The following is a 22,722-nucleotide window of genomic DNA, read 5'->3' on the forward strand; positions in this document are numbered from 1 at the left end:
ACCCGGTCGCAAGCACGGGCTCTGGCGCTGAACAGCGGAGCTGGCCCATGACGCAGATCGACAAAGGCCATGACGTCCTTCCGTTCGCAGCCATCCGCGCAGGCTGGTGGTGGTTCGCCGCGCTCGGCGTCGCGTTCATCATCCTCGGGCTGATCGCGAGCAGCCATCTGCTGCTGGCCACCATGGTCACGGTCTACTATCTCGGCGCCCTGATGGTGCTGGCGGGCGCGCTGCAGGTCGTCCAGTCCTTCCAGCTCACGCAGTGGGGCGGTTTCCTGCTATGGCTCGCCAGCGGCATCCTCTATGCCGTCGCCGGCGCCATGGCGTTCCTCAATCCGGCTCTGGCGTCTTCGGCGCTGACCCTGCTTCTGGCGCTGTTTACGGCCGCATCCGGCATCGCGCGGACCTGGCTCGGAGCGGGTGCCATGTCCGAGCCGGGCTGGGGCTGGGTCGTCGCCTCCGGCGTTCTCTCGACCGTCGTCGGGCTGATCCTCCTCCTGGGCTGGCCGGTCAACAGCTCATGGGTGCTGGGCCTGGTCCTGGCCGTCGACCTGGTTTTCCAGGGCTGTGCGATGCTTGCAGCAGGGCTCCGGCTCAGATCCGCGAGCTGAGTGGTCTGGACCCGAAAAAATGGCACTGCCGCAGAACAGGCGGTTTTCGTAGCGGAACTGGGGCGAGCGCGGCGAGTTGGGTTCTCGCAGCCCTCTCCAGCAAGGCGACGCAATCGGATCGGAGGCGATCATGGTCGGTGGCAGGGATGCGAACCGGGACAGGCAAGCCGGCAGCCGGGCCGATCATCGCGCTCCTTCGGTCAATGCAGGCGGGGCGACCGAGCCAGGCACGACATCGCCTGGCGACCATCCGATCGAGGAGGCTGCGCCGCCACAGTCGGAAAGCGCAGCCCTTGCCGAGCTTCAGTCCGAGAACGCGGCTCTGAAGGATCGCCTGCTGCGGGCGCTGGCCGAAACCGAGAACGTCCGGCGCAGGGCTGAGCGCGATCTCGGCGACATGCGCCAGTACGCCGTTGCGAAGTTCGCGGCGGACCTGCTGCCCGTGGCCGACAACCTGGAGCGCGCCATCGCCAGCGTTCCAGCCGAAACCCTCAGGGACGACGGCATCGTCAAAGCCCTGCTCGAAGGCGTCGAACTTACTGAGAAGGAACTCTTGCGCGCGCTGGAGCGGCATGGCGTCACGAAGCTGCTGCCGGTCGGTGAGCGCTTCGATCCGAATTTTCACGAAGCGCTGTTCGAGGTTCCCGATCCCACGGTTCCCGACGGGACGGTCAGCCGGATCGTCGAGCCCGGCTACTCGATCGGGACACGCCCGCTGCGCCCGGCCAAGGTCGGTGTCGCGCGCGGCGGCTCGACCGGCAAGCCGCCGTCGGGGAAATGACGCTGGCCAACGCGAATACGGAAAGGTTGGGAGGACGATCGATGAAGAAGATTGCAGCGACCGCCGGTATCTCGCTCGTCACGTCTCTGCTCCTTGCCAATTCGACACTTGCAGCAGGTTTCAGCTGTCCGAATGTCGGAAATCTTGCCACCTCGCCGGTCGCGGCCGAGGTCGATGCGCGACTGCCTAAAGGGTTTGCGCTCGAGCAGAGCGACAAGCTCGCCGCCGCGATCACGCTGCTGCGCGAGCATGGGATGTCGCCGGGCAACACGACCGACCATCTGATTGCCTTCTTCTGTCCGGCGGTGGCGGCGGAGACGGGCCTGTCCGACGCCGAGAAGCGGACCCGCGTGATGCGCTTTGCCCAGAAGGCGACGCGCCTCGTCTACGCGCAGAACGATGTCGACGCCGTCATCTACGATGTTCCCCTCAAGCCGGGCGTGGCAGAGGCAGCGACGGAACGCGCCAGGAAGGCGGGTCTCTCATTGGAGGCCTGGATCGGCCAGACAGTCGAAACCGCCATTCGCTAGCTCCGGTGTCATGGACATTCTGTCCGGGCGGAGCGGGACAGCTTGTCTGCTGGAGCGCGGGATAACGGTCTAAGGTACTGATATCGCAAGCTGTATCGGCTGGCATGTCGGTTGCTGTGGCATATCGGGGGCACTCCCTGATGGCGGCGAACGAGGTGATCTCATGGCACAGGATGTCTCCTCTCCCGGCCGGCCGCCGAGTGCTCCCAGCCTGCTGGAGCGAGGCGTCGAGACGCCGTTTCATGCGCTCCACCGGGACATGAACCGCCTCTTCGACGACCTGTTTCACGGCAGGCTGGCAGGCAGTGGCCGCCAGGATGCGCCGATCAGCCCCGTCACGGATGTCTGCGCCAACGACCAGCAGGTTCGCGTCACCATCGAGCTGCCGGGGATCGACAGCAACGATATCGACCTTTCGCTCGCCGGCGACCTTCTCACGGTACGTGCCGAGAAGAAGGTCGACAGCGTCGATCCCAAGGACAGCTACCACATCATCGAGCGCTCCTATGGGGTGTTCCAGAGAACGGTGAAGCTGCCTTGCTCGGTCGTCGGCGATCAGAGCCAGGCGCGCTTCGACAACGGCGTCCTGATCGTGACGTTCCCCAGAGCCGGAACGCAGGACACGAGCCGCAAGATTCCGATCGGCGGTGCGGGCAAGCGAGACGCGGAGCCCGACGCCTCGGTTCAACCGACCTCCGTCGATCCCGGATCCACGGGGGCGGCTCGGTAAGGCGCAGCAGGAAACGAACACGACAACCAAACCGCGACAGGGAGCAAAGCGATGTCCAAAGTCATCGGAATCGATCTCGGCACGACCAATTCCTGCGTTGCCGTCATGGACGGCAAGAATGCGCGCGTCATCGAGAACGCCGAGGGTGCGCGCACGACGCCGTCGATCGTGGCCTTCACCTCCGATGGCGAGCGCTTGGTCGGCCAGCCGGCGCGGCGGCAATCGGTGACCAACCCCACCAACACGATCTTCGCGGTGAAGCGCCTGATCGGGCGTCGCTATGACGATCCGGTCGTCGAGAAGGACAAGGGGCTCGTGCCCTACAATATCGTCAAGGCGGGCAATGGCGACGCCTGGGTCGAAGCGGAAGGCAAGCCCTATTCGCCCTCGCAGATCTCCGCCTTCATCCTGCAGAAGATGAAGGAGACTGCCGAGGCCAATCTCGGCGAGAAGGTGACCCAGGCGGTCATTACGGTGCCTGCCTACTTCAACGACGCCCAGCGCCAGGCGACCAAGGATGCCGGCAAGATCGCCGGCCTGGAAGTGCTGCGCATCATCAACGAGCCGACCGCGGCCGCGCTGGCCTACGGCCTCGACAAGAAGAAGCAGGCGAAGATCGCGGTCTACGACCTCGGCGGCGGCACGTTCGACATCTCGATCCTCGACATCGGCGACGGCGTCTTCGAGGTGAAGTCGACCAATGGCGACACCTTCCTCGGCGGCGAGGACTTCGACATGCGCCTGGTCGAGTATCTGGCGGACGAGTTCAAGAAGGAGCAGGGCATCGACCTGCGCAAGGACAAGCTCGCTTTGCAGCGCCTGAAGGAAGCGGCCGAGAAGGCCAAGATCGAGCTCTCCACCGTCACCCAGACCGACGTCAACCTGCCGTTCGTCACCGCGGATGCTTCTGGCCCGAAGCACCTGCTGATCAAGATCACCCGGGCCAAGTTCGAAGCGCTGACCGAAGACCTCGTGCAGCGGACGATCGAGCCGTGCCTCAACGCGCTAAAGGACGCTGGGCTGAAGGCCGAGGAGATCGGCGAGGTCGTGCTCGTCGGCGGCATGACCCGCATGCCGAAAGTCCAGGAAGTCGTGCAGAAGATCTTCGGCAAGGAACCGCACAAGGGCGTCAATCCCGACGAGGTCGTCGCTATCGGCGCTGCGATCCAGGCCGGCGTGCTGCAGGGCGACGTCAAGGACGTGCTGCTGCTCGACGTGACCCCGCTCTCGCTCGGCCTGGAGACGCTGGGCGGTGTCTTCACCCGCCTGATCGAGCGCAACACCACGGTTCCGGCGAAGAAGAGCCAGACCTTCTCCACCGCCGAGGACAATCAGCAAGCCGTGACGATCCGGGTCTTCCAGGGCGAGCGCGAAATGGCGGCCGACAACAAGTTCCTCGGCCAGTTCGATCTCGTCGGCATTCCGCCGGCGCCGCGCGGCATGCCGCAGATCGAGGTGACCTTCGACATCGACGCCAACGGCATCGTCAACGTTTCCGCCAAGGACAAGGGCACGGGCAAGGAACAGCGCATCCAGATCCAGGCGTCCGGCGGCCTCTCCGAGGGCGATATCGAGAAGATGGTGAAGGATGCCGAGGCACATGCGACCGAGGACAAGAAGCGTCGCGAAGTCATCGAAGCCCGCAACTCGGCCGAGGCGCTGGCACACGCGACCGAGCGGACATTGTCGGAGCACGGCGCCAAACTGGCCGAGCCGGATCGACGTGGCATCGGCGACGCCGTGAACGATCTGCGCGAGGCGGCCAAGGGCGACGATATCGCGGCGATCCAGGCGAAGACGAACGCCTTGCAGCAGACCTCGATGAAACTCGCTGAGGCCATGCAAGCCTCGGCGCAGGCCGGGCCGGACACGGGCCCAGGCTCGACGCAAGCCGATGGGGATGGCGTCGTCGATGCCGATTTCACCGAGATCGACGAGGACAAGAAGAAGGGGTGACGTCAGGCAAAACGCGGTTCGGCTCGGGCTCGACCAAGGGATGCCGTGCCGCAGACAGGAGAGGTGTCATGAAGAGCATCGAGCATGGCGTGCGTGTGACAGTCACGCGCAACGGGCCTTATCTCGTGGCGGGTCGTGTCCGGCTTTCCGATCTGACGATTGCGACCGATGCAGAGGGCGTGTCGGAGGAATGGGTCGGGCGCGACCGTCCTGATGGGAAGGCGACCATCGCGCTTTGCCGATGCGGGCGCTCGAACAACAAGCCGTTCTGCGACGGCTCCCACGCAAGGATGGGCTTCGACGGTACCGAGGTCGCAAGCAGGACGCCCTATCTCGATCGGGCGCAAGCCTTCGACGGCCCGGAGCTCGCGCTCCTCGATGTCGAGAAGCTCTGTGCTTTCGCGCGCTTCTGCGATGCTAACGGGCGGATCTGGAACGAGGTCGCCGCGACAGCTGATCCGGAGATGCGCAAAACCTTCATCCATCAGGCTCAGAACTGTCCCTCGGGACGCCTCGTCGCCTGGGACAAGGCCAGGCAGGCGGCGATCGAGCCTGAGGTCGAGCCGTTGATCGGATTCATCGAGGATCCGGCCGAAGGCTGCAGCGGCCCGATCTGGTTGCGTGGCGGGATCGCCGTCATCTCAGCCGATGGCGAGGACTATGAGGTTCGTCAGCGCGTGACCCTGTGCCGTTGCGGCAGCTCCGAAAACAAGCCGTTCTGCGATGGTACGCATGCCGCTATCAAATTTCAGGCGAAGTGACAGAATTCGACATGTGCTTCGCCGCTGCACAGGCCTTCGGAGTAGCCCGTGAAAAATCCCTACGAGGTTCTCGGTGTCGCCCCGGCGGCCTCCGCTGCCGAGATCCAGAGCGCCTATCGCAAGCTGGCGAAGAAGCTGCATCCCGACCTCAACCCCGGCGACAAGGCGGCGGAGGAGAAGTTCAAGGAGGTGGCGGGCGCCTATGACCTGCTCAGCGATGCCGACAAGCGCAAACGCTTCGACGCCGGTGAGATCGACGCCTCCGGCGCCGAGCGGCCGCAGCATCACTACTATCGGGATTTCGCCTCGTCGGATCAGGGCAACCCTTACGCCGATGCGTCGGGCTTCGCCGATTTCATGGACGAGGACGATGCTCTCGCCGAGTTCCTGCGCCGCGGCCAGAGGACGCGGGCAAACCGGCGCGGGCAGGATCTGCATTATCATCTGGCGGTCGATTTCGTGGACTCGATCACCGGTGCGACCCAGCGTTTGAACCTGCCGGACGGCAGCACGATCGATGTGAAGATTCCGCCTGGACTCGTCGACGGCCAGACGCTCAGGCTGAAGGGCAAGGGCGCCCCGGGAACCGGCAAGGGCGGGCCGGGTGACGCCCTGATCGAGATCGAGGTCCGGCCCGACCGGCGCTTCACCCGCGAGGGTGACGACATCACGCTCGAATTGCCGATCTCCCTGACCGAGGCGGTTCTCGGTGGCCCGGTACGGGTGCCGACGCCGACGGGCGACGTCACCATGTCGGTGCCGAAAGGATCGAACACTGGAACGAAGCTGCGCCTGCGCGGCAAGGGCGCTCCGCGCCGCGGCGGCGGCCAGGGCGATCAGTTCGTCAGGCTCACGGTGGTCCTGCCGAAAACGCTGGATCCTGAGCTCGAAGCCTTCGTATCGACCTGGAAGGGCCGGGATTACGATCCGCGCGAGGGGACAGCGTCATGAAGATGACCAAGCAGGAATTCCTGACCTCGTCGGGGCTTCAGGTGCAGGTGCTGGAATTCTGGCTGGAGCAGCGTTGGCTGATTCCGGAGGAATCGGCCGGCGAGCTGCATTTCCAGGACATCGACATCGCACGCGCCCATCTCATCCGTGGGCTCAAGGACGATCTCGGCGCCAATGAAGAGGGGATCGACGTGATCCTGCACCTCATGGACCAAGTCCACGGGCTGCGGCGCGCGCTGGTCGAGCTGCGCCAGCAGATCGGTGGAGGTAACGGCTAGTTTCCGGCCGCCCTGAACACGGCCTCGAGGCGTGACCGTACGGAGGATGCCATGACGGAACCTTTTCCCGGCCAGGGCCGGATCGAGATCGATATGCTCGTGCTGCGCGCCCTCGTCCGCAAGCTGGTGGAGAAGGGCGTGCTGTCGTCGGACGACGTGAAAGCGCTGTTGTTCGAGGCGGCAAAACAGATGAACGAAGTCGGCAGCGAGCAAACCGATCAGGCGGCCCGCAGCATGGTCGCACAGGATCTGGCACCGGCCTTCCTGGGTCAGCGGTAACTCTTGCCGCGCATCGTGGACGGCCGCTGCAGGCGTCTGCGCCGCAAAAAGGGGTTGTTCTTGCCACTCGTCCGGATGACGAGTGGAAGGGCCTCGCAAAGGCCAAAACAAGCGGGACGCATCGGATGTCGCTGGAGCAAGACTTGGCCCGCGGAGAACCCGCTGCCGATCCGGAATTCGGCCCTTGGCTGGCCGGAGCCTCGATCCTGATCGTCGACGACGAGCCCGGCATGCGCAACTTCCTGGTCAAGCTGCTGGGGCCACGCTGCAAGCGGATCGACGAGGCCGCCAACGCGAAGGAGGCCTCGCTCAAGGTCGAGGAACATCCCTTCGACGTCGTGATCCTCGACAACATCATGCCCGGCCAGAACGGGCTGGATTGGCTGGCCGAGCAGCGGGCGGCCGGCTTCTTCGCCGATGTCATCCTGATGACGGCCTATGCCGATCTGGAGACGGCCATCGGCGCCCTGCGCGCTGGCGCGGTGGATTTCATCATCAAGCCGTTCCGTTCGAACCAGTTGCTCAATGCAGTGTCGCGCTGCCTCGACCGCGCCCGGCTGCAGCGCGAGAACGATGTGCTGCGGCACGAGTTGCACTCGCCGGGGCACCAGTCCTTTCTGCGGGACAGGCTGGTCGGAAGTTCCACGGCGATCCAGTCGGTGCGCGACACGGTGGCCAAGGTCGCGCCGTTGCCGACATCCGTGCTGCTGACGGGTATGTCGGGCACCGGCAAGGAGGTCGTCGCGCGCTCGCTCCATTCGCTGTCGAGCCGGGCAGGCAAGTTGTTCGTGCCAATCAATTGTGGAGCCATCCCCGCGGACATGATCGAGAGCGAGCTGTTCGGCCATCTGAAAGGGGCTTTCACCAGTGCAGGCCGGGCGCGCGAAGGCCTGTTCATGCACGCTCACGGCGGCACCGTGTTCCTCGACGAGATCGGCGACCTGCCTTTCCTGCTGCAGAGCAAGCTGCTGCGCGTGCTGGAGGATCGCCGCGTCCGACCGGTCGGCTCGGAGCGCGAGGTGCCCTTCGATGCCCGCTTCATCTTCGCCACCAACGCGGATCTGGCGCGGCGTGTGGACGAAGGATCGTTCCGCGCCGACCTCTATTTCCGCATCAATGTCGTGCAGATCGCCTTGCCGCCGCTCAAGGAGCGGGGCGACGATGTCCTGGAGCTGGCGACGATGTTCATGCGCGAGTTCTCCCGGCAGCTCGGCATGCCGCCCGTCGCGATCGACGAGCGCGTGCGGGCTGCGCTGAGGCGCTATGACTGGCCGGGAAACATCCGCGAGCTTCGTAATCTGATCGAGCGCGCTGTCATCCTCGGGGCTTTTCCGGCGGTGCTCGGCAACAGCTTTGAGCGCCACGAAACGGGGAGCGAGGACGGGCGGCAGACCCTCGCCGATGTCGAGCGACGCCATATCCTCGCCGTGCTGCGCGAGGCCGGTGGCGACCGCGAGGAGGCGGCGCGCCGGCTGGGCATCTCGCGCAAGACCATCGACCGCAAATGCGTCAGCTGGAATGTCTAGCGACGCTGCGAGTGGCCGGCCGCGGGGACGGTCCGTACGCTACCGCCTGCTGGCGATTGCACTCGTGCCGATGCTGATCATCCTGCCGCTGCTGCTCGGCATCAGCATCTATCGCTGGAACGTCCGCTTCAATGCGATGATGCTGTCCAAGGTCAATGACGACCTGACCATCGCGCACCAGTATCTGGCGCGGATTCGGGAGAACACCGGGGATCATCTCACAGCGGTGACGGAGGCCGCCCGTTTCCAGGAGCTGCTTCGCAAAGGTGAAGGCGACAATGGCGATCTCGCGGCTTTCCTGGCGGATGTCGCGGCAGGACGCGGATTGGATTTTCTCTATGTGGTCGCTGACGACGGACGGGTCGTTGTCGCCTGGCGGCAGATGACGTCCGGCTTCATCCGCTCGAACGGGCCGGTCGTCAGCTCCGCCTTGCAGGGGAAAGCTCAGGCCGGGATCGACCTCTTCGAGGAAAGGGACCTGGCCGCGCTCTCGCCCGAGCTGGCGCTGCGCGCGCGCATCGAGATCGTTCCGACCGCAGGCAGCGCTCCCAGTGATCGCCTGGTCGAGCCACGCGGGCTCGTCCTGCAGGCCGCGAGCCCCGTCAAACTGCCCGATGGCCGCGCTGCCGCTCTGATCGGCGGCATATTGCTCAACCGCAACCTCGCCTTCGTCGATGGCATCAACGATCTGATCTATCACGGCTCGGGACTGCCGGAAGGCAGCCGCGGCACCGTGACCCTGTTCCTCGATGATGTGCGCATCAGCACCAATGTGCGCATGTTCGAGGAACAGCGAGCGATCGGCACGCGGGTCTCGGCCCAGGTTCGCAGCGCAGTGCTCGACCAAGGCCGCGTCTGGCGCGACAGCGCCTTCGTCGTCGACGACTGGTACGTCTCGGCCTATGAGCCGATCGTCGACAGCCAGGGCAGGCGCGTCGGCATGCTCTATGCCGGCTTTCTCGAAAAGCCTTTCTTTCAGGCCAAGCAGGAAACCCTGATCGCGATCGCCGCGGCTTTCCTGATCGCCGTGTTCGCGACCGTGCCGCTGTTCCTGCACTGGGCCAGCAACATCTTCCGGCCGCTGGAGCGCATGAACGGGGTGATCGCGCAGGTCGAGGGTGGCGACCTCGCGGCGCGGACCGGCGTGGTCACCAAGCGGGACGAGATCGGGCAGGTCGCGCTTCATCTCGATCATCTGCTCGATCAGGTTCAGGAGCGCGATGCCGAACTGCGACAGTGGAACCAGGAGCTCAACCAGCGTGTCGAAGAACGAGCGCGCGCCCTGCAACTGACCACGACGCAGCTCGAGACGACGACCCGGCAGCTCGTCATGTCGGAGAAGCTCGCGGCCATCGGCGAGATCACCGCTGGCGTCGCCCATGAGATCAACAACCCCATCGCCGTCATGCAGGGCAACCTGGAGGTGATCCGCCAGATCATGGGCGCCGATGCCGGGCAGGCGCAGACGGAGTTCCGCTTGATCGAGCAGCAGATGGACCGGATCACCGAGATCGTGACCAAGCTGCTGCAATTCGCGAAGCCGCAGGAATATTCGGGCTATACCGAGCACTATGCCGTGGCCGGCATCATCTCCGACACGCTGCCGCTCGTGCAGCATCTCCTCAAGCGGAGCACGGTCTCCGTGGAGCGAGAGGATCGGGCGCTCCAGCCGATCATGATGAACCGTACCGAGCTCCAGCAGGTGCTGGTCAACCTCATCGTCAACGCCATCCACGCGATGCCCGATGGCGGGCGGCTCATCTTGCACAGCGTCGACAGCGACATGGACGGGCAGATCGGCGTCGCAATCCGGATCGCCGATACCGGCGCAGGGATGACCCCCGAGGTGATGCAGAAGGTCTTCGACCCCTTCTTCACGACAAAGCGGCGGGAGGGTACCGGGCTCGGCTTGTCGATCAGCCAGATGCTGGTGACGCGGCAGGGCGGCAGGATCTCGGTCGAGAGCGAACCGGGCGTGGGGACGACCTTCACCGTGTGGCTGCCCGCAGCCCGCTGAGACTGCCGGGGCTTACGGACAGATTGTCCGCCCGGGCATCGACAGATTGTCCGGCGCTTGAGTGACCTGTCTTTCATCATGCTGATTTCATTGGCTTTCCGTCTTGGCATGTCGGTTGCTCGTAAGCGTCGGCAGGGTTGCCGACGCTCGCCACGGCTTGCCGTTCCGAGATTGACAGGGTGGCCTCGCGGGACTGGTATCGGCCCTGATCAGATATTGTTCCGGAAGGTTGTTCGATGAACGCTGAACGATATACCGATCGCGCCAGAGGCTTCATCCAGTCCGCCCAGTCGCTGGCCTCACGGGAAGGCAACCAGCAGTTCACCTCGCTGCACCTCCTCAAGGTACTTCTCGACGACAATGAAGGTCTGGTCGCCGGGCTGATCGACCGTGCCGGCGGCAATTCGCGCGCCATCCTGTCCGAGACCGAGGCGGCGCTGGCGAAACTGCCGAAGGTGTCGGGTGCAGGGTCTGGGCAGGTCTATCTCGCGCCGGACCTCGCGCGCGTCTTCACCGCAGCGGAGACGCTCGCCGACAAGGCTGGCGACAGTTTCGTCACGGTCGAGCGGCTGCTGCAGGCCTTGGCCGCGGACAAGGACAGCGACGCCGGCAAGCTGCTCGCCCGCGGCGGCATCAGCCCGCAGCATCTCGACGCGGCCATCGAGGCTTTGCGCAAGGGCCGCACTGCCGACAGCGCCTCGGCCGAGAACGCCTATGATGCACTGAAGAAATATGCCCGCGACCTGACCAGGGCGGCGCGCGAGGGCAAGCTCGATCCCGTCATCGGCCGCGACGAGGAGATCCGCCGCACCATCCAGGTGTTGAGCCGCCGGACCAAGAACAATCCTGTCCTGATCGGCGAACCCGGCGTCGGCAAGACCGCGATCGTCGAGGGCCTGGCGCTGCGCATCATCAATGGCGACGTGCCGGAGAGCCTGAAGGACAAGAAGCTGCTGTCGCTCGACCTCGGCTCCCTGATTGCCGGCGCGAAATATCGCGGCGAGTTCGAGGAGCGGCTGAAAGCGGTGCTGCAGGAAGTGACCTCAGCCGCCGGCGGCATCATCCTGTTCATCGACGAGATGCACATGCTGATCGGCGCCGGCAAGACCGATGGCGCCATGGATGCCTCCAACCTGCTGAAACCCGCCCTGGCGCGCGGCGAGCTGCACTGCGTCGGCGCGACCACGCTCGACGAATACCGCAAGCATGTCGAGAAGGACGCCGCGCTGGCACGGCGTTTCCAGCCGGTCTTCGTCTCCGAGCCGACGGTCGAGGACACGATCTCGATCCTGCGCGGCCTCAAGGAGAAATACGAGCTGCATCACGGCGTGCGCATCGCCGATTCCGCGCTGGTCGCGGCGACGACGCTGTCGAACCGCTACATTACCGACCGCTTTCTGCCGGACAAGGCGATCGATCTCGTCGACGAGGCGGCAGCCCGGCTGAAGATGCAGGTCGATTCCAAGCCGGAAGAGCTGGATTCGCTCGACCGCGAGATCGTCCGGTTCAAGATCGAGCAGGAGGCGTTGAAGAAGGAGCACGACGCCGGCTCGAAGAGCCGGTTGCAGAAGCTCGACAAGGAGCTGGTCGAGCTAGAGAAGAAATCGGCCGACCTGACCTCGAAATGGCAATCGGAGAAGAGCAAACTCTCCGACGCCCAGAAGATGAAGACCGAACTCGACCAGTTGCGCACGGAGCTCGCCAATGCCCAGCGCAAGGGCGAGTTCCAGAAGGCCGGAGAGCTCGCCTATGGCAGGATCCCCGAACTGGAGAAGAAGCTCGCTGCCATCGAGACCGACGACAACGCCTCCTCCGCCAGCGAGACCGTGACGGCCGACAGCATCGCGCAGGTGGTTTCGCGTTGGACCGGCGTGCCGGTCGACAAGATGCTCGAAGGCGAGAAGGAGAAGCTGCTCAAGATGGAGGAGCAGCTGATCAAGCGCGTCGTCGGCCAGGAGCAGGCAGTCAGGGCCGTGTCGACGGCGGTGCGCCGGGCTCGCGCCGGGCTGCAGGATCCGAACCGGCCGATCGGCTCGTTCATGTTCCTCGGCCCGACCGGCGTCGGCAAGACCGAGCTCGCCAAGGCGCTGGCCGAATTCATGTTCGACGACGAGACGGCGATGGTCCGCATCGACATGTCGGAGTTCATGGAGAAGCACTCCGTCAGCCGGCTGATCGGCGCGCCTCCCGGCTATGTCGGCTATGACGAGGGCGGCGTGCTGACCGAAACCGTACGGCGCCGGCCCTATCAGGTCGTGCTGTTCGACGAGGTCGAGAAGGCGCATCCGGACGTATTCAACGTCCTGCTGCAGGTGCTCGACGACGGACGCCTCACCGACGGCCAGGGCCGCACGGTCGATTTCCGCAACGTGCTGATCATCATGACCTCGAACATCGGTGCCGAATATCTCGTCAACCAGCCGGAAGGCGAGAAGACCAGCGCGGTACGCGAGCAGGTCATGACCATGGTGCGCGCGCATTTCCGGCCCGAGTTCCTGAACCGGATCGACGCGATCATCCTGTTCCAGCGTCTCCAGAAGAACGACATGGGCCGGATCGTCGAGATCCAGTTCGGGCGGCTGCGCAAGCTCCTGGACGAACGCAAGATCATGCTCTCGCTCGACGCGAAGGGCCGCGATTGGCTCGCCACCAAGGGCTGGGACCCGGCCTATGGCGCCCGCCCGCTGAAGCGCGCGATCCAGCGCTATGTGCAGGATCCGCTGGCGGAGATGATCCTCTCGGGCGAGGTGCGCGACGGCGCAACCGTAAAAATCTCGGCCGGCAAGGATGGCTTGACCTTCAACGGCAAGAAGCCGGCGATGGTGGACGAGGACGAGCTGGAACTGACGTGAGCGCCGGCGGTTAGGTTCCTGCCTGCCGAGCAGGAGCCGTCTTACGCCGGTGATGTCCGCAACCGACAGATTTCAACCAAGGAGGACTCCAGGATGAACGCCAAGGTCAGTGAAGGCATGGAAATCATCGGCGCCGACGGCGTCCATGTCGGGACGGTCGATCGCGTCGAGGGCGAGCGCATCAAGCTCAAGAAGAGCGATTCCTACGGCCGGCATGAGGGCCATCACCACTATATCGAGCTCGGCTTCGTCGCCGGCGTCGAAGGCGACAAGGTGCGTCTCTCGGCCAATGCCGACATCGCCGTCACGCTGGAGGAAGAGCCCACGGGCAAGCCGGTCGATCTGTGAGGATCCCGGCCGCAGTTCCTGCAGGCTGCGGCCGTTCCATTCGACTTCAGGAGGATCAGCGCGATGCAGCTCTATGACCTCTACATCAACGCGAAGAAGCCGGCGATCGGCCTCTATGTCGCCAGCGGCGCCAAGCTTCCCGATTTCGCCAATCCAAAGGAATGGCTGTTCGACGGAACGGCGGCCGCGGATCTGCTGCCGCCGAGCGTCATCGAAGGCGTCGCCAGCGCCGGCCACGCCTTCCGCGACATGGATTGAGTTCCCAGGCGGCGTGTCAGTCGCGCGAGGCGACGCCCATCCCGTGGCCGCCGCACCGCGCGATGATCAACGTGACTGTCCGGGCGACCGGCATAATTCCGAGCGAAGGTTACCAGCAGGATCGTCCATGGATTCAGGCGTGCCATCCGTCGTCCCGCAGCCGGTCGCGGCGACGCTGACCCGTTCGGCGATCTTTCTCGTCGCGGCGATCAATCCCGGCAGTGCAGCCGAGGCGGCGGTGCGGGGTCTGTGTGCCGATCTTTCCTCGCTCCTGCGGGCCGTGGGGTTCCGCAATCTAAAGGGCAACCTGTCCTGCGTCATGGCCATCGGCTCGCAGGCCTGGGACAGGCTCTTCGACGGGCCGCGGCCGAAGGAGCTGCATCCGTTCCGCGAAATCCGCGGCGTGCACCATGCGGTCTCGACGCCCGGCGATATCCTGTTCCATATCCGCGCGAGCAAGCGGATGGATCTGTGCTTCGAACTGGCAAGGCAGATCATGGTCCGGCTTGACGGTGCCGTCACCACCGTCGACGAAGTCCACGGCTTCAACTATTTCGACGACCGCGACCTGATCGGCTTCGTCGACGGCACCGAGAACCCGGCCGGCCCGGATGCGGTCAAAGCCACAATCATCGGGGACGAGGACGCCGCCTTCACCGGGGGCAGCTATGTCATCGTGCAGAAATACCTGCATGACCTCACGGCCTGGGAGCGGGTGCCGGTCGAGGAGCAGGAGAACATCGTCGGCCGCCACAAGCTCTCCGATATCGAGCAGCCCGACGCGATCAAGAAACCCTATGCGCACAATGTCCTGACCAGCATCACCGAGGATGGCGAGCCGGTCGACATCCTCAGAGACAACATGCCTTTCGGCAAAGTCGGAACCGCCGAGTTCGGCACCTATTTCATCGGCTACTCCCGCACGCCCCGCCGGATCGAGCGCATGCTGGAGAACATGTTCATCGGCTCGCCGCCGGGCACCTACGATCGGCTGCTCGACTTCAGTCGCGCCGTGACGGGCTCGCTGTTCTTCGTGCCGACGGCGACGTTCCTCGACGCCGTGACGGCCGAAAAGGCCGCCTCGGAGGCTGGCGCACCGGCTCCTGCCGCTCCCGAGCCGACTGCGGCGCAATCCCCAACCAGATCCCCGAGTGACGGCTCGCTCGGCATCGGCTCCCTGAAGGAAGAGGCAGGCCATGAATAATCTGCACCGGGAACTCGCTCCCATCTCCGACGCCGCCTGGGCGCAGATCGAGGACGAGGCGTCACGCACGCTGAAGCGCTATCTGGCGGTGCGCCGGGTCGTCGATGTCGACGGGCCGAAGGGGGCAGCCTACGCTGCTGCCGGCACGGGCCATGCGCGCCCGATCGAAGCGCCGGGTGATGGCATCCGCTCCCTGCTGCGCGAAGCCCAGCCCCTGGTCGAATTGCGCGTTCCTTTCAGGCTGACGCGGCAGGCGATCGACGATGTCGAGCGCGGCTCGGACGATTCCGACTGGCAGCCGCTGAAGGACGCCGCCAAGACGATCGCCTTCGCCGAGGACCGCGCGGTCTTCGAAGGCTATGCTGCCGCCGGGATCGGGGGCATCCGCGCGGGCAGCAGCAACACCGCGGTGCCGCTGCCTGAAAATCTCGATGATTATCCGGAGGCGATCGCCAAGGCGCTGAACGTTCTCAAGCTCGCCGGCTGCAACGGTCCCTATGCGTTGGTGCTGGGGGCAGACGCCTATCTGGCGGCGAGCGGCGGCAACGAGGAGGGCTATCCGATCTTCCACCATATCGAGCGCATCATCGATGGCGGGGTGATCTGGGCGCCGGCGATCGAGGGCGGGTTCGTGCTCACCACCCGCGGCGGCGATTTCGAGCTCGATCTCGGCCAGGACATCTCGATCGGCTATCTCAGCCATGATGCCACGACGGTCGAGCTCTACCTGCAGGAAAGCTTCACCTTCCGCATGCTGACGTCCGAGGCTGGGGTAGCCCTTTTGCCGCGCAGCCGATGAGCACCGGCGCGGAGCATCATATCGTCATCGTCGGCGCTGACCTCGGAGACCGCCACTCTTCCCTTACGGAATTCGACAAATGCTGGAGAATCAAGATGTACGATGAAGGTCTTGTCATCGCACGGCTGTTTCTAGGCGTACCGTTCGTGATTTGGGGAATCCTGAAACTGCGAGGCGGGGAGGCCAAGCTCGTTCCAGGCCTTCAGGCGCTCGGTCTACCCGACGCTGTTTTCTTCGCTTATCTGGTCGGAGTATGCGAACTTATAGGAGGGGTGGCCGTGATCCTTGGGTATCCGGTGCGCACCGCAAGCGTCCTGCTTGGCTTCTGGTGTCTCCTGACAGGCTATGATGCCCACAGAAACAATATCACCGAACTTATGAAAAACGTGACTATGGCGGGGGGCTTCTTCGCCCTGGTTGCCGCTGGTCCAGGCTCAATCTCTCTTTTTGGTGACGCTCCAAGCGGCCTGTTCGGCTATTTGCGCTAGCCCGGGTCGCGGGCGGTGGCTTTTGCACCCTTGAATACTCGCATCAAAGATCCGGCCGGCCGCGCGTTTTTTAATGGCGTAGCGACCGCTCTGACGAGTGCCGATGTGGCCCGGCAATATTTCCATCTAAGCGATAGCGTGGTTTTCTGAGCAATTCATAGTCTGGATTGGAGGCGCTTCGTAGCGCTTCAATTGTCCCGCTCCCAGATGATGGACGTCGCGGATTCGTCATTGCATTGTGAGGGGTGGATTCTATGAGGTTCACGCAGTCGGCAAGTACTTTCTAAAACCAAGTTATTCGTTAAAATATGACCTACTTTATCAAGGAGAATGACAGTGGAACTCTTGTCTCTATCTGCACCTTGGTGGCATTTTATTGTACGAGGAGTTGCGATATATTCTCTTGTTACCCTCTTGATGCGCCTGTCCGGAAAACGAGCTATGGGACAGTTTACGCCGTTTGACCTTATCCTTCTAATCTTGATCGGAAACACGGTTCAGAATGGCATCAACGGAGGCGACAATTCTCTCACTGGTGCTCTCATCATGGCAACTACGCTCATAGTTCTCAACTTGCTGGTGGCGTGGGCGTCTGCCCGATCCCAATGGTTCCGCTGGCTAGCCGAGGGCAAGCCTGCCGTACTCGCGGTTAACGGTCAGATCGATCGGGCGATGCTTCGTCGCCAGCTTGTCGCAGAAGTTGATTTCATGAATGCCATGCGCCTAGCCGGCTGCAAGGGCGAACATGACGTGCGTCTCGCCACGCTGGAGCCCAATGGCCACATCATGATTGAGAAGATGGATGGAAGCTGGAGCTGACGGCCGCTCATAACGGCCGCGACCAACAAACTCTCCGCATTCCCGGAGCCGCACGCCAATGGTTGCGTGTGGCTACGCGATTCCGATCAGGCCGCCGTCGTAGCTTTTGTCCGGTGTGACCTGAGCCCCTTTTCTCCTCCGGTCTGAGGGAGAGTCCTGGGTTTGATTTCTGGGCTCAGGCGGCCTGTTTTTCCAACGCGGATTTGATTGCGAACTCGGCGGGCGTGATGTTGCCGAGGGCCGAGTGGGGTCTGTGCCGGTTGTAGTCCTCCTTCCATGAGGCGATGGCGCTGCGGGCCTCGGCGAGCGTCGAGAACAGCGTGTCATTGAAGCACTCGTCCCGGAAGCGCCCGTTGAAACTCTCGACGAAGGCGTTCTGCGTCGGCTTGCCGGGGGCGATGTAGTGCCACGCGATGCCGGTCTCCTGGCACCAGCGCAGGATTGCCAATGAGGTGAGCTCGGCGCCGTTGTCGGACACGATCGTCTCCGGCCGGCCGCGCAGGCGAATGACATCATCCAGCTCGCGAGCGACGCGCAGGCCCGAGAGCGAGGTGTCGGCGACGAGCGCGAGGCACTCGCGTGTGTAGTCGTCGACGATGGCGAGCACCCTGAAGCGGCGACCGTCTCTGATCGTGTCGGAGAGGAAATCGAGGCTCCAGCGCGCATTGGCCCGATCCGGCACGAGCATGGGCCTGCGCGCGCCCAGTGCCCGTTTGCGGCCGCCGCGCCGGCGCACCTGCAGCTTCTCCTCGCGATAGAGCCGCCGCAGCTTCTTCTGGTTCATCACGATGCCCTGGCGGTCCAGCATGATGTGGATCCTGCGGTCGCCGAACCGCCGGCGCTCTCCTGCCACGGTCCTCATCGCCTCGCGCAACAGGGCATCGTCCGGCCGGGTGCTCGTGTAGCGCACCGTCGAGCGGTCGATCGTCAAGGTCAGGCACGCCCGACGCTGGCTCACCGCATGCACCGTGCAGGCATGAGCCACCGCCTTCCGCTTCGCATCGGGCGTCACCATTTTTTGCGGCGACATCCTTCAGGATCGCGTTGTCGAGCATCTGTTCGGCCAGCAGCTTCTTGAGGCGGGCGTTCTCATCCTCGAGGGTCTTCAGCCGGCGCGCATCCGACACGTCCATCCCGCCATACTTCGCCTTGAACTTGTAGAAGGTCGCCGAGGAGATGCCGTGCTTGCGGCAGACATCCGCCGTCGCAGCTCCAGCCTCCTGCTCCTTCAGCATCCCGATAATCTGCTCTTCCGTGAATCGTGAGGGGCGCATCGTCCGTCTCCGTGAGTAACGGACTCTACTCAAATCTGGAGGAGGATCAGGGTCTCAGGTCATCACGCATCGAGACGTCGTTCTCATGCGCCCTTGCGTATCTCCGAGACGGCGATCCCGCCGATTACGAGGGCGATGGCCACGACCGCGTAGGGCCGCAACGGCTCGTGCGCGACGGCGACCGACAGGACGATGCCGAAGATCGGGACGAGATTGTAGAAGACGCCGGCCCGCGCGGCGCCGATGAGCTCGACGCTGCGCAGATAGAGCAGCTGGCACAGCAGCGACGGGAAAAGCCCGATGAACAGCAGGATCGCCCAGCCCTTGGGCGTCGGCCATTGGAACTGGCCGAGGGCAGCTTCGCCGATCGCGAGCGGAATCGAGGTGAGCAGGGCCGCCAAGGCGAGCCCGGCGATGAAGACGAGCGGCGACACCTGCGGCCGCCAGCGCAGGCCGACGGTGTAGACCGCATAGATGATGCTGGCCACGATCATCAGGATGTCGCCGCGATTGAAGGACAGCTCGACCAGAACGGCGAGGGAGCCGTGCGAGGCGGCAACGACGACGCCGAGGACGGTGATCGTCGCGCCGAGCCATTGCAGGGCAGGCGGCCAGGTCCCGAGCAGCGCACCCGAGACCAGCAGCACGACGATCGGCGTCGCGCCCTGGATGATCGCCATGTTGATCGCGCTGGTCGTATGCGCGGAGGCATAGAACAGGATGTTGAAGATGGTGAAGCCGATGCCACCCATGGCGAGCATATACGGCCAGCGACCACGCAGGACACGCCATTCGGCGAGCAGCGCCCGCCTGGCGATGAAGGCGAGGCACGTCGCGGCGATGATCCAGCGCAGCATGACGATCGCCATCGGCGACATCTCGCCGACGGACAATTTGCCGGCGACCACATTGCTTCCGAAGAAGAGCGTCGCGACCAGAAGGTAGAGATAGGCGCGGGCAGGGCTTTGAGTCGTCATCCCGCCATCTGCCCGCAACCATCGGGCCTTGTCACTTGCCCTGCAGTTTCGCGGCCGCGGTTTTCATCAGGCCCTGGTCGGAGCTCACGATGAACCAGGTCACGCCGAGCGCGGCGAAGGCGTCGCGTTCCTCGACCGAGGGCAGGAAGATCGCGGCGATCTTGCCATGGCGCAGGGCGGCCGCGACGATGCGCTTGCAGGCTTCGGCGACCTCGGGGCTCCTGATGTCGGAGACGCCGAGCGCCTGGCTGAGATCGGCCCGGCCGATGAAGAGCCCGTCGACACCGGGCGTCGCCGCGATCTCCTCGACCTCGGCCAGCCCGCCCGCGCTCTCGATCTGGCACATGACGATGGCGGTATCGCCGTGGCGTGCGGCTTCGGCCGGGCTGAGCTTGCCGTAGGCGGCATAGCGCGGCGAGTTCGACAGGCCGCGCCGGCCACCCTCGAAGCGGGCGCTGGCCACGATCGCGCGTGCATCGGCAGCGCTGTCGACACGCGGCACGACGATGCCGTCCGCCCCCATGTCGAGCGTCGACATGATGAAGGAGGGCGTGCCGTCGGGGATGCGGACGAGCAAAGGCAGCCCGCCGGCGCGCCCGGCCATCAGCATCATGTCGAGCGAGGCCCGGTCGAAGGGCGCGTGCTCGGCGTCGACCACGCCGAAATCCAGCCCCGCACCGCCGAGAAGCTCGGCGATGATCGGGTGAGGGGTCTTGATGAAGGTGCCGGTCCGGGACTGGCCGGCGCCCACGCGCAATGCGCTCACGATGTTGCCCCGACGGCCTGCGAGGCGCTGATCGCATATTCCGGTCGGCAGGGCGTGAAGACGTCGAGGTTCAGCACCGGCTCGGTGCCGACGACGACGGCGTAATGGACGACGTTCGGTGGCACGGCGAGCAGGCCGCCGCCGCGCAGGCGTACGATTTCGTCGCCGACATGGAAGTCGACCTCGCCGGACAGGATGTAGACCAGCTGCTCATGGACATGCGAGTGCGGCTTTGGCTCGTGGTCGGGCCAGAGCCGGTGCAGGGCCATCGTGGCGCCGTCGCCCGAGAAGGCCTTCTGCTCGACGCCGTGGCGGATCGTCTTCCACTCGATGGCGTCCCAGTCGACATGATGGACGGTCATTTCTCTCTCCTTTTCCGAAGGGTGCTGCTTGCAGGCCGTCCGCCGCTATTGGGCGGGGCGCTGGCCGGCGTAGCCGTGGCCGAGATTGCGCGAGATCTGGCGGGCCATCTCGACGACCGCGGCGATCATCCCGGCATCGGGCTCGGCGGGAACGAACTGGATCGAACTCACGATCGCCGCTGCGGCGACGAACTCGTCATTGGCGTTGAAGACGGGAGCAGCCAGGGCGTTGATGCCGAGAAGCGCCTGCTCGGGTGCGCTCGCGTGCCCGTTCCGGCGAACCGTCTCGACCATCGCCTTGAGCTTCTCCGGCTCCGTGATGGTGTGGGCGGTCAGCGGCGCCAGCGGCTGCCGGAGCGTCCGTTCGAGATGGAGGCCCGGGCCGAAGGCCAGGGCGACATGGCCTTGCGCCGAGGCGTGCATCGGAAGTTCGCTGCCGGGGCGCGCGCCGATGGCGATGGACGTCGTCCCGTGCACCGTCTTGAGGACCACCATCCCGCTCATCGAAGGAGCGGTCAGGACCGTCGTCAGTCCCATCTTGTCGCGCGCCTCCCGCATCGGGCCGTCCGCCGCAGTGGCGACATCCTCGATTCCAGGTGCGAGACGGCCGATCAGATAGGCCTTCGGGCCCAGCGAGTAGCGGGTGGTCGACTGGTTCTGGGTCAGGTAGCCGCGCTCGGTCAGGCCCTGCAGATGCCGGTGAATGGCGCTCTTGGCGATGCCGAGACGGTTGGCGATCTGCGTCACGCCCATCGGCTCGTCCGCGAATGCGACTGTTTCCAGGACGAGGAGTGTTGTCTCTCCAGCGCGAACAGCGTTCTCTGATCTTTCCTGTTTCTCAGGTTGGCCTGTGGCCACGTTCCCATCCCTCTCATTCTCGTTTTACGGGGGCAGTTCCAGCTCCGCACTTATTTGGAGCCTTCCCTGCGGCTTGTCAAAAGCGCGGAGCTTGTTCTTTCCCGATGCCGGCCGAGCGGAGCGCAGCTTTGCGCAGGCTCGGTGCAGCATTGACCGGCGGTTCTCGCTGTGACTATAACCGTTCTCGGTAAGAGAACCATAAACGCACAGTGAGAACAAGCATGTCTCACAGGCAGACGATCGAGGGAGGATTCATGTTCCGCTGTTTTCGCCAGATGTTTGCGCCTGCCGTCGCCTTCACGGCCGTGCTGGGGGCTGCCGCCCCAGTCCTGGCTGCGGACGTCACGCTCAAGCTCGGCCATGCCGTGTTCGAGAGCCACCCGAACCATGACTCCGCCGTCCGCTTCAAAGAGGCGGTCGAGCGCGAGTCGAAGGGCTCGGTGAAGATCCAGATCTACCCCTCGCGCCAACTCGGCGACGTCAAGGAGCTGATGGAAGGGGTCCAGTTTGGCACCGTCGACATGACCGTGAACTCGACATCGGCGCTGTCCACGCTGGTCCCGGCCACCGACGCCCTGCAGCTCCCCTTCGTGATCGGCAGCTATGATGCCTTCGCCAAGCTCGCCGTCTCGCCCGAGGCCAAGGCCGTCGCGGCCGGGCTCGAGAAGCACGGCATGATCGCGCTGGCGCTCTATGATGGCGGGCAGCGGCACTTCCTGTCGGTCAAGAAGCCGGTCGCCGCGGTAGATGACTTCAAGGGGCTCAAGACGCGCATCGCGCCGAATCGGCTCTTCCTCGACACCTGGCGCGCTGTCGGCGTGAACCCGACCCCGCTCAACTATGGCGAGGTCTATTCGGCACTGGAGACCGGCGCGCTCGATGCCGTCGAGATCAATCTCACCTCGATCGACAGCGAGAAATATTACGAGGTCGGCAAGAATGTCAGCCTGACCGGGCAGTATTTCTGGCCGAGCTACCTGCTGATCAACAAGGCGAAGTTCGACGGCCTGACCGCCGAGCAGAAGGCCGCAATCCGCAAGGCCGCCGACGAGACGGTCGCGCCACAGGTCATGGCCGTCGCCGAGCTCGACAAGAAGCTGATCAGCGAGCTGAAGGGCCGGGGGGTGAAGATCACCGAGCCCTCCAAGGAGCTGCTCGAGGCGCTGAAGCAGCGCACGCGCCCGGTCGTCGAGGCCTATGTGAAGAAGAGCCCCGAGATCGCCGCCTTCGTGGCCGCGGCCGAGAAGCTCCGTCCCTGATCGCAGCCCGAGCCCTGGCCGCAGCGGCGGCCGGGGCT

The 22,722-nt window shown here is 64.6% G+C and carries 24 protein-coding genes; 19 read left to right on the top strand and 5 right to left on the bottom strand.

From position 1 onward, the window contains the following. The first annotated feature begins 47 nt into the window (after positions 1–47). The 18 genes from AC1DS0_RS00245 to AC1DS0_RS00330 all read left to right on the top strand — a co-directional run bounded on the left by AC1DS0_RS00245 (position 48) and on the right by AC1DS0_RS00330 (position 17,188). Positions 48–611 (top strand): HdeD family acid-resistance protein, encoded by a 564-nt coding sequence (locus AC1DS0_RS00245; protein WP_476812407.1) that lies wholly within the window; start codon positions 48–50, stop codon positions 609–611. Positions 612–741: 130 nt separating this feature from the next. Further along, complete coding sequence (gene grpE / locus AC1DS0_RS00250; RefSeq protein WP_476812408.1) at positions 742–1,392, top strand: nucleotide exchange factor GrpE; 651 nt, start codon at positions 742–744, stop codon at positions 1,390–1,392. After that, entirely contained in the window at positions 1,389–1,922 is a 534-nt protein-coding gene (locus AC1DS0_RS00255) for a hypothetical protein (protein ID WP_476812409.1), read from the top strand. The genes grpE and AC1DS0_RS00255 overlap by 4 nt, the downstream gene beginning before the upstream one ends. 163 nt (positions 1,923–2,085) lie before the next feature. Further along, a complete protein-coding gene (locus tag AC1DS0_RS00260) occupies positions 2,086–2,652 on the top strand; it encodes an Hsp20/alpha crystallin family protein (protein WP_476812410.1) in 567 nt (188 codons plus the stop codon). A 51-nt stretch (positions 2,653–2,703) separates the two neighbouring features. Beyond that, positions 2,704–4,608, top strand: a complete 1,905-nt coding sequence (gene dnaK, locus AC1DS0_RS00265; RefSeq protein ID WP_476812411.1) for a molecular chaperone DnaK — start codon at positions 2,704–2,706, stop codon at positions 4,606–4,608. A gap of 68 nt (positions 4,609–4,676) precedes the next feature. Next, a complete protein-coding gene (locus AC1DS0_RS00270) occupies positions 4,677–5,369 on the top strand; it encodes a CDGSH iron-sulfur domain-containing protein (RefSeq protein WP_476812412.1) in 693 nt (230 codons plus the stop codon). Between the two features lie 48 nt (positions 5,370–5,417). Further along, positions 5,418–6,320 carry a DnaJ C-terminal domain-containing protein gene (locus AC1DS0_RS00275; protein WP_476812413.1) on the top strand — a complete coding sequence of 301 codons (903 nt, stop codon included), beginning with the start codon at positions 5,418–5,420 and terminating at the stop codon, positions 6,318–6,320. Next, positions 6,317–6,598 (top strand): chaperone modulator CbpM, encoded by a 282-nt coding sequence (locus tag AC1DS0_RS00280; RefSeq protein ID WP_476812414.1) that lies wholly within the window; start codon positions 6,317–6,319, stop codon positions 6,596–6,598. The genes AC1DS0_RS00275 and AC1DS0_RS00280 overlap by 4 nt, the downstream gene beginning before the upstream one ends. A gap of 51 nt (positions 6,599–6,649) precedes the next feature. Then, complete coding sequence (locus AC1DS0_RS00285; protein ID WP_476812415.1) at positions 6,650–6,877, top strand: hypothetical protein; 228 nt, start codon at positions 6,650–6,652, stop codon at positions 6,875–6,877. A gap of 125 nt (positions 6,878–7,002) precedes the next feature. Further along, a complete protein-coding gene (locus AC1DS0_RS00290; RefSeq protein ID WP_476812416.1) occupies positions 7,003–8,403 on the top strand; it encodes a sigma-54-dependent transcriptional regulator in 1,401 nt (466 codons plus the stop codon). Then, entirely contained in the window at positions 8,396–10,420 is a 2,025-nt protein-coding gene (locus tag AC1DS0_RS00295) for a sensor histidine kinase (RefSeq protein WP_476812417.1), read from the top strand. Before AC1DS0_RS00290 ends, AC1DS0_RS00295 begins: the two co-directional genes overlap by 8 nt. A gap of 236 nt (positions 10,421–10,656) precedes the next feature. Next, positions 10,657–13,272 carry an ATP-dependent chaperone ClpB gene (gene clpB / locus AC1DS0_RS00300; RefSeq protein ID WP_476812418.1) on the top strand — a complete coding sequence of 872 codons (2,616 nt, stop codon included), beginning with the start codon at positions 10,657–10,659 and terminating at the stop codon, positions 13,270–13,272. A 93-nt stretch (positions 13,273–13,365) separates the two neighbouring features. Beyond that, positions 13,366–13,620: a DUF2171 domain-containing protein gene (locus tag AC1DS0_RS00305; protein ID WP_476812419.1), complete on the top strand. Its 255-nt coding sequence runs from the start codon at positions 13,366–13,368 to the stop codon at positions 13,618–13,620. A gap of 63 nt (positions 13,621–13,683) precedes the next feature. After that, the gene (locus AC1DS0_RS00310; RefSeq protein WP_476812420.1) at positions 13,684–13,878 is read left to right on the top strand and encodes a hypothetical protein; all 195 of its coding nucleotides are present in this window, start codon (positions 13,684–13,686) and stop codon (positions 13,876–13,878) included. 127 nt (positions 13,879–14,005) lie between these two features. Continuing rightward, complete coding sequence (locus AC1DS0_RS00315; RefSeq protein WP_476812421.1) at positions 14,006–15,082, top strand: Dyp-type peroxidase; 1,077 nt, start codon at positions 14,006–14,008, stop codon at positions 15,080–15,082. Then, positions 15,075–15,881: a family 1 encapsulin nanocompartment shell protein gene (locus AC1DS0_RS00320; protein ID WP_476812422.1), complete on the top strand. Its 807-nt coding sequence runs from the start codon at positions 15,075–15,077 to the stop codon at positions 15,879–15,881. Before AC1DS0_RS00315 ends, AC1DS0_RS00320 begins: the two co-directional genes overlap by 8 nt. Beyond that, the gene (locus tag AC1DS0_RS00325) at positions 15,878–16,369 is read left to right on the top strand and encodes a DoxX family protein (RefSeq protein WP_476812423.1); all 492 of its coding nucleotides are present in this window, start codon (positions 15,878–15,880) and stop codon (positions 16,367–16,369) included. Before AC1DS0_RS00320 ends, AC1DS0_RS00325 begins: the two co-directional genes overlap by 4 nt. A gap of 336 nt (positions 16,370–16,705) precedes the next feature. Further along, positions 16,706–17,188: a DUF421 domain-containing protein gene (locus AC1DS0_RS00330; protein WP_476812424.1), complete on the top strand. Its 483-nt coding sequence runs from the start codon at positions 16,706–16,708 to the stop codon at positions 17,186–17,188. Positions 17,189–17,363: 175 nt separating this feature from the next. Here AC1DS0_RS00330 and AC1DS0_RS00335 read toward each other — a convergent pair. The 5 genes from AC1DS0_RS00335 to AC1DS0_RS00355 form a co-directional block, all read right to left on the bottom strand. Continuing rightward, a protein-coding gene (locus AC1DS0_RS00335) for an IS3 family transposase (protein WP_476812425.1) occupies positions 17,364–18,462 on the bottom strand; the annotation gives its coding sequence in 2 pieces (ribosomal slippage) (positions 17,364–18,207 and positions 18,206–18,462; 1,101 coding nt in all). Between the two features lie 83 nt (positions 18,463–18,545). Then, a complete protein-coding gene (locus AC1DS0_RS00340) occupies positions 18,546–19,439 on the bottom strand; it encodes a DMT family transporter (RefSeq protein WP_476812426.1) in 894 nt (297 codons plus the stop codon). Between the two features lie 31 nt (positions 19,440–19,470). Next, positions 19,471–20,205 carry an HpcH/HpaI aldolase family protein gene (locus tag AC1DS0_RS00345; RefSeq protein WP_476812427.1) on the bottom strand — a complete coding sequence of 245 codons (735 nt, stop codon included), beginning with the start codon at positions 20,203–20,205 and terminating at the stop codon, positions 19,471–19,473. Further along, a complete protein-coding gene (locus tag AC1DS0_RS00350; RefSeq protein ID WP_326874063.1) occupies positions 20,202–20,567 on the bottom strand; it encodes a cupin domain-containing protein in 366 nt (121 codons plus the stop codon). The genes AC1DS0_RS00345 and AC1DS0_RS00350 overlap by 4 nt, the downstream gene beginning before the upstream one ends. A 45-nt stretch (positions 20,568–20,612) precedes the next feature. Beyond that, entirely contained in the window at positions 20,613–21,425 is an 813-nt protein-coding gene (locus AC1DS0_RS00355; protein ID WP_476812428.1) for an IclR family transcriptional regulator, read from the bottom strand. 254 nt (positions 21,426–21,679) lie between these two features. On the opposite strand from AC1DS0_RS00355, the gene AC1DS0_RS00360 reads away from it, so the two are divergent. Then, complete coding sequence (locus AC1DS0_RS00360; RefSeq protein ID WP_476812429.1) at positions 21,680–22,684, top strand: TRAP transporter substrate-binding protein; 1,005 nt, start codon at positions 21,680–21,682, stop codon at positions 22,682–22,684. Positions 22,685–22,722 lie beyond the last annotated feature (38 nt).

It is taken from the genome of Allobosea sp. P4_H5, assembly GCF_056400825.1.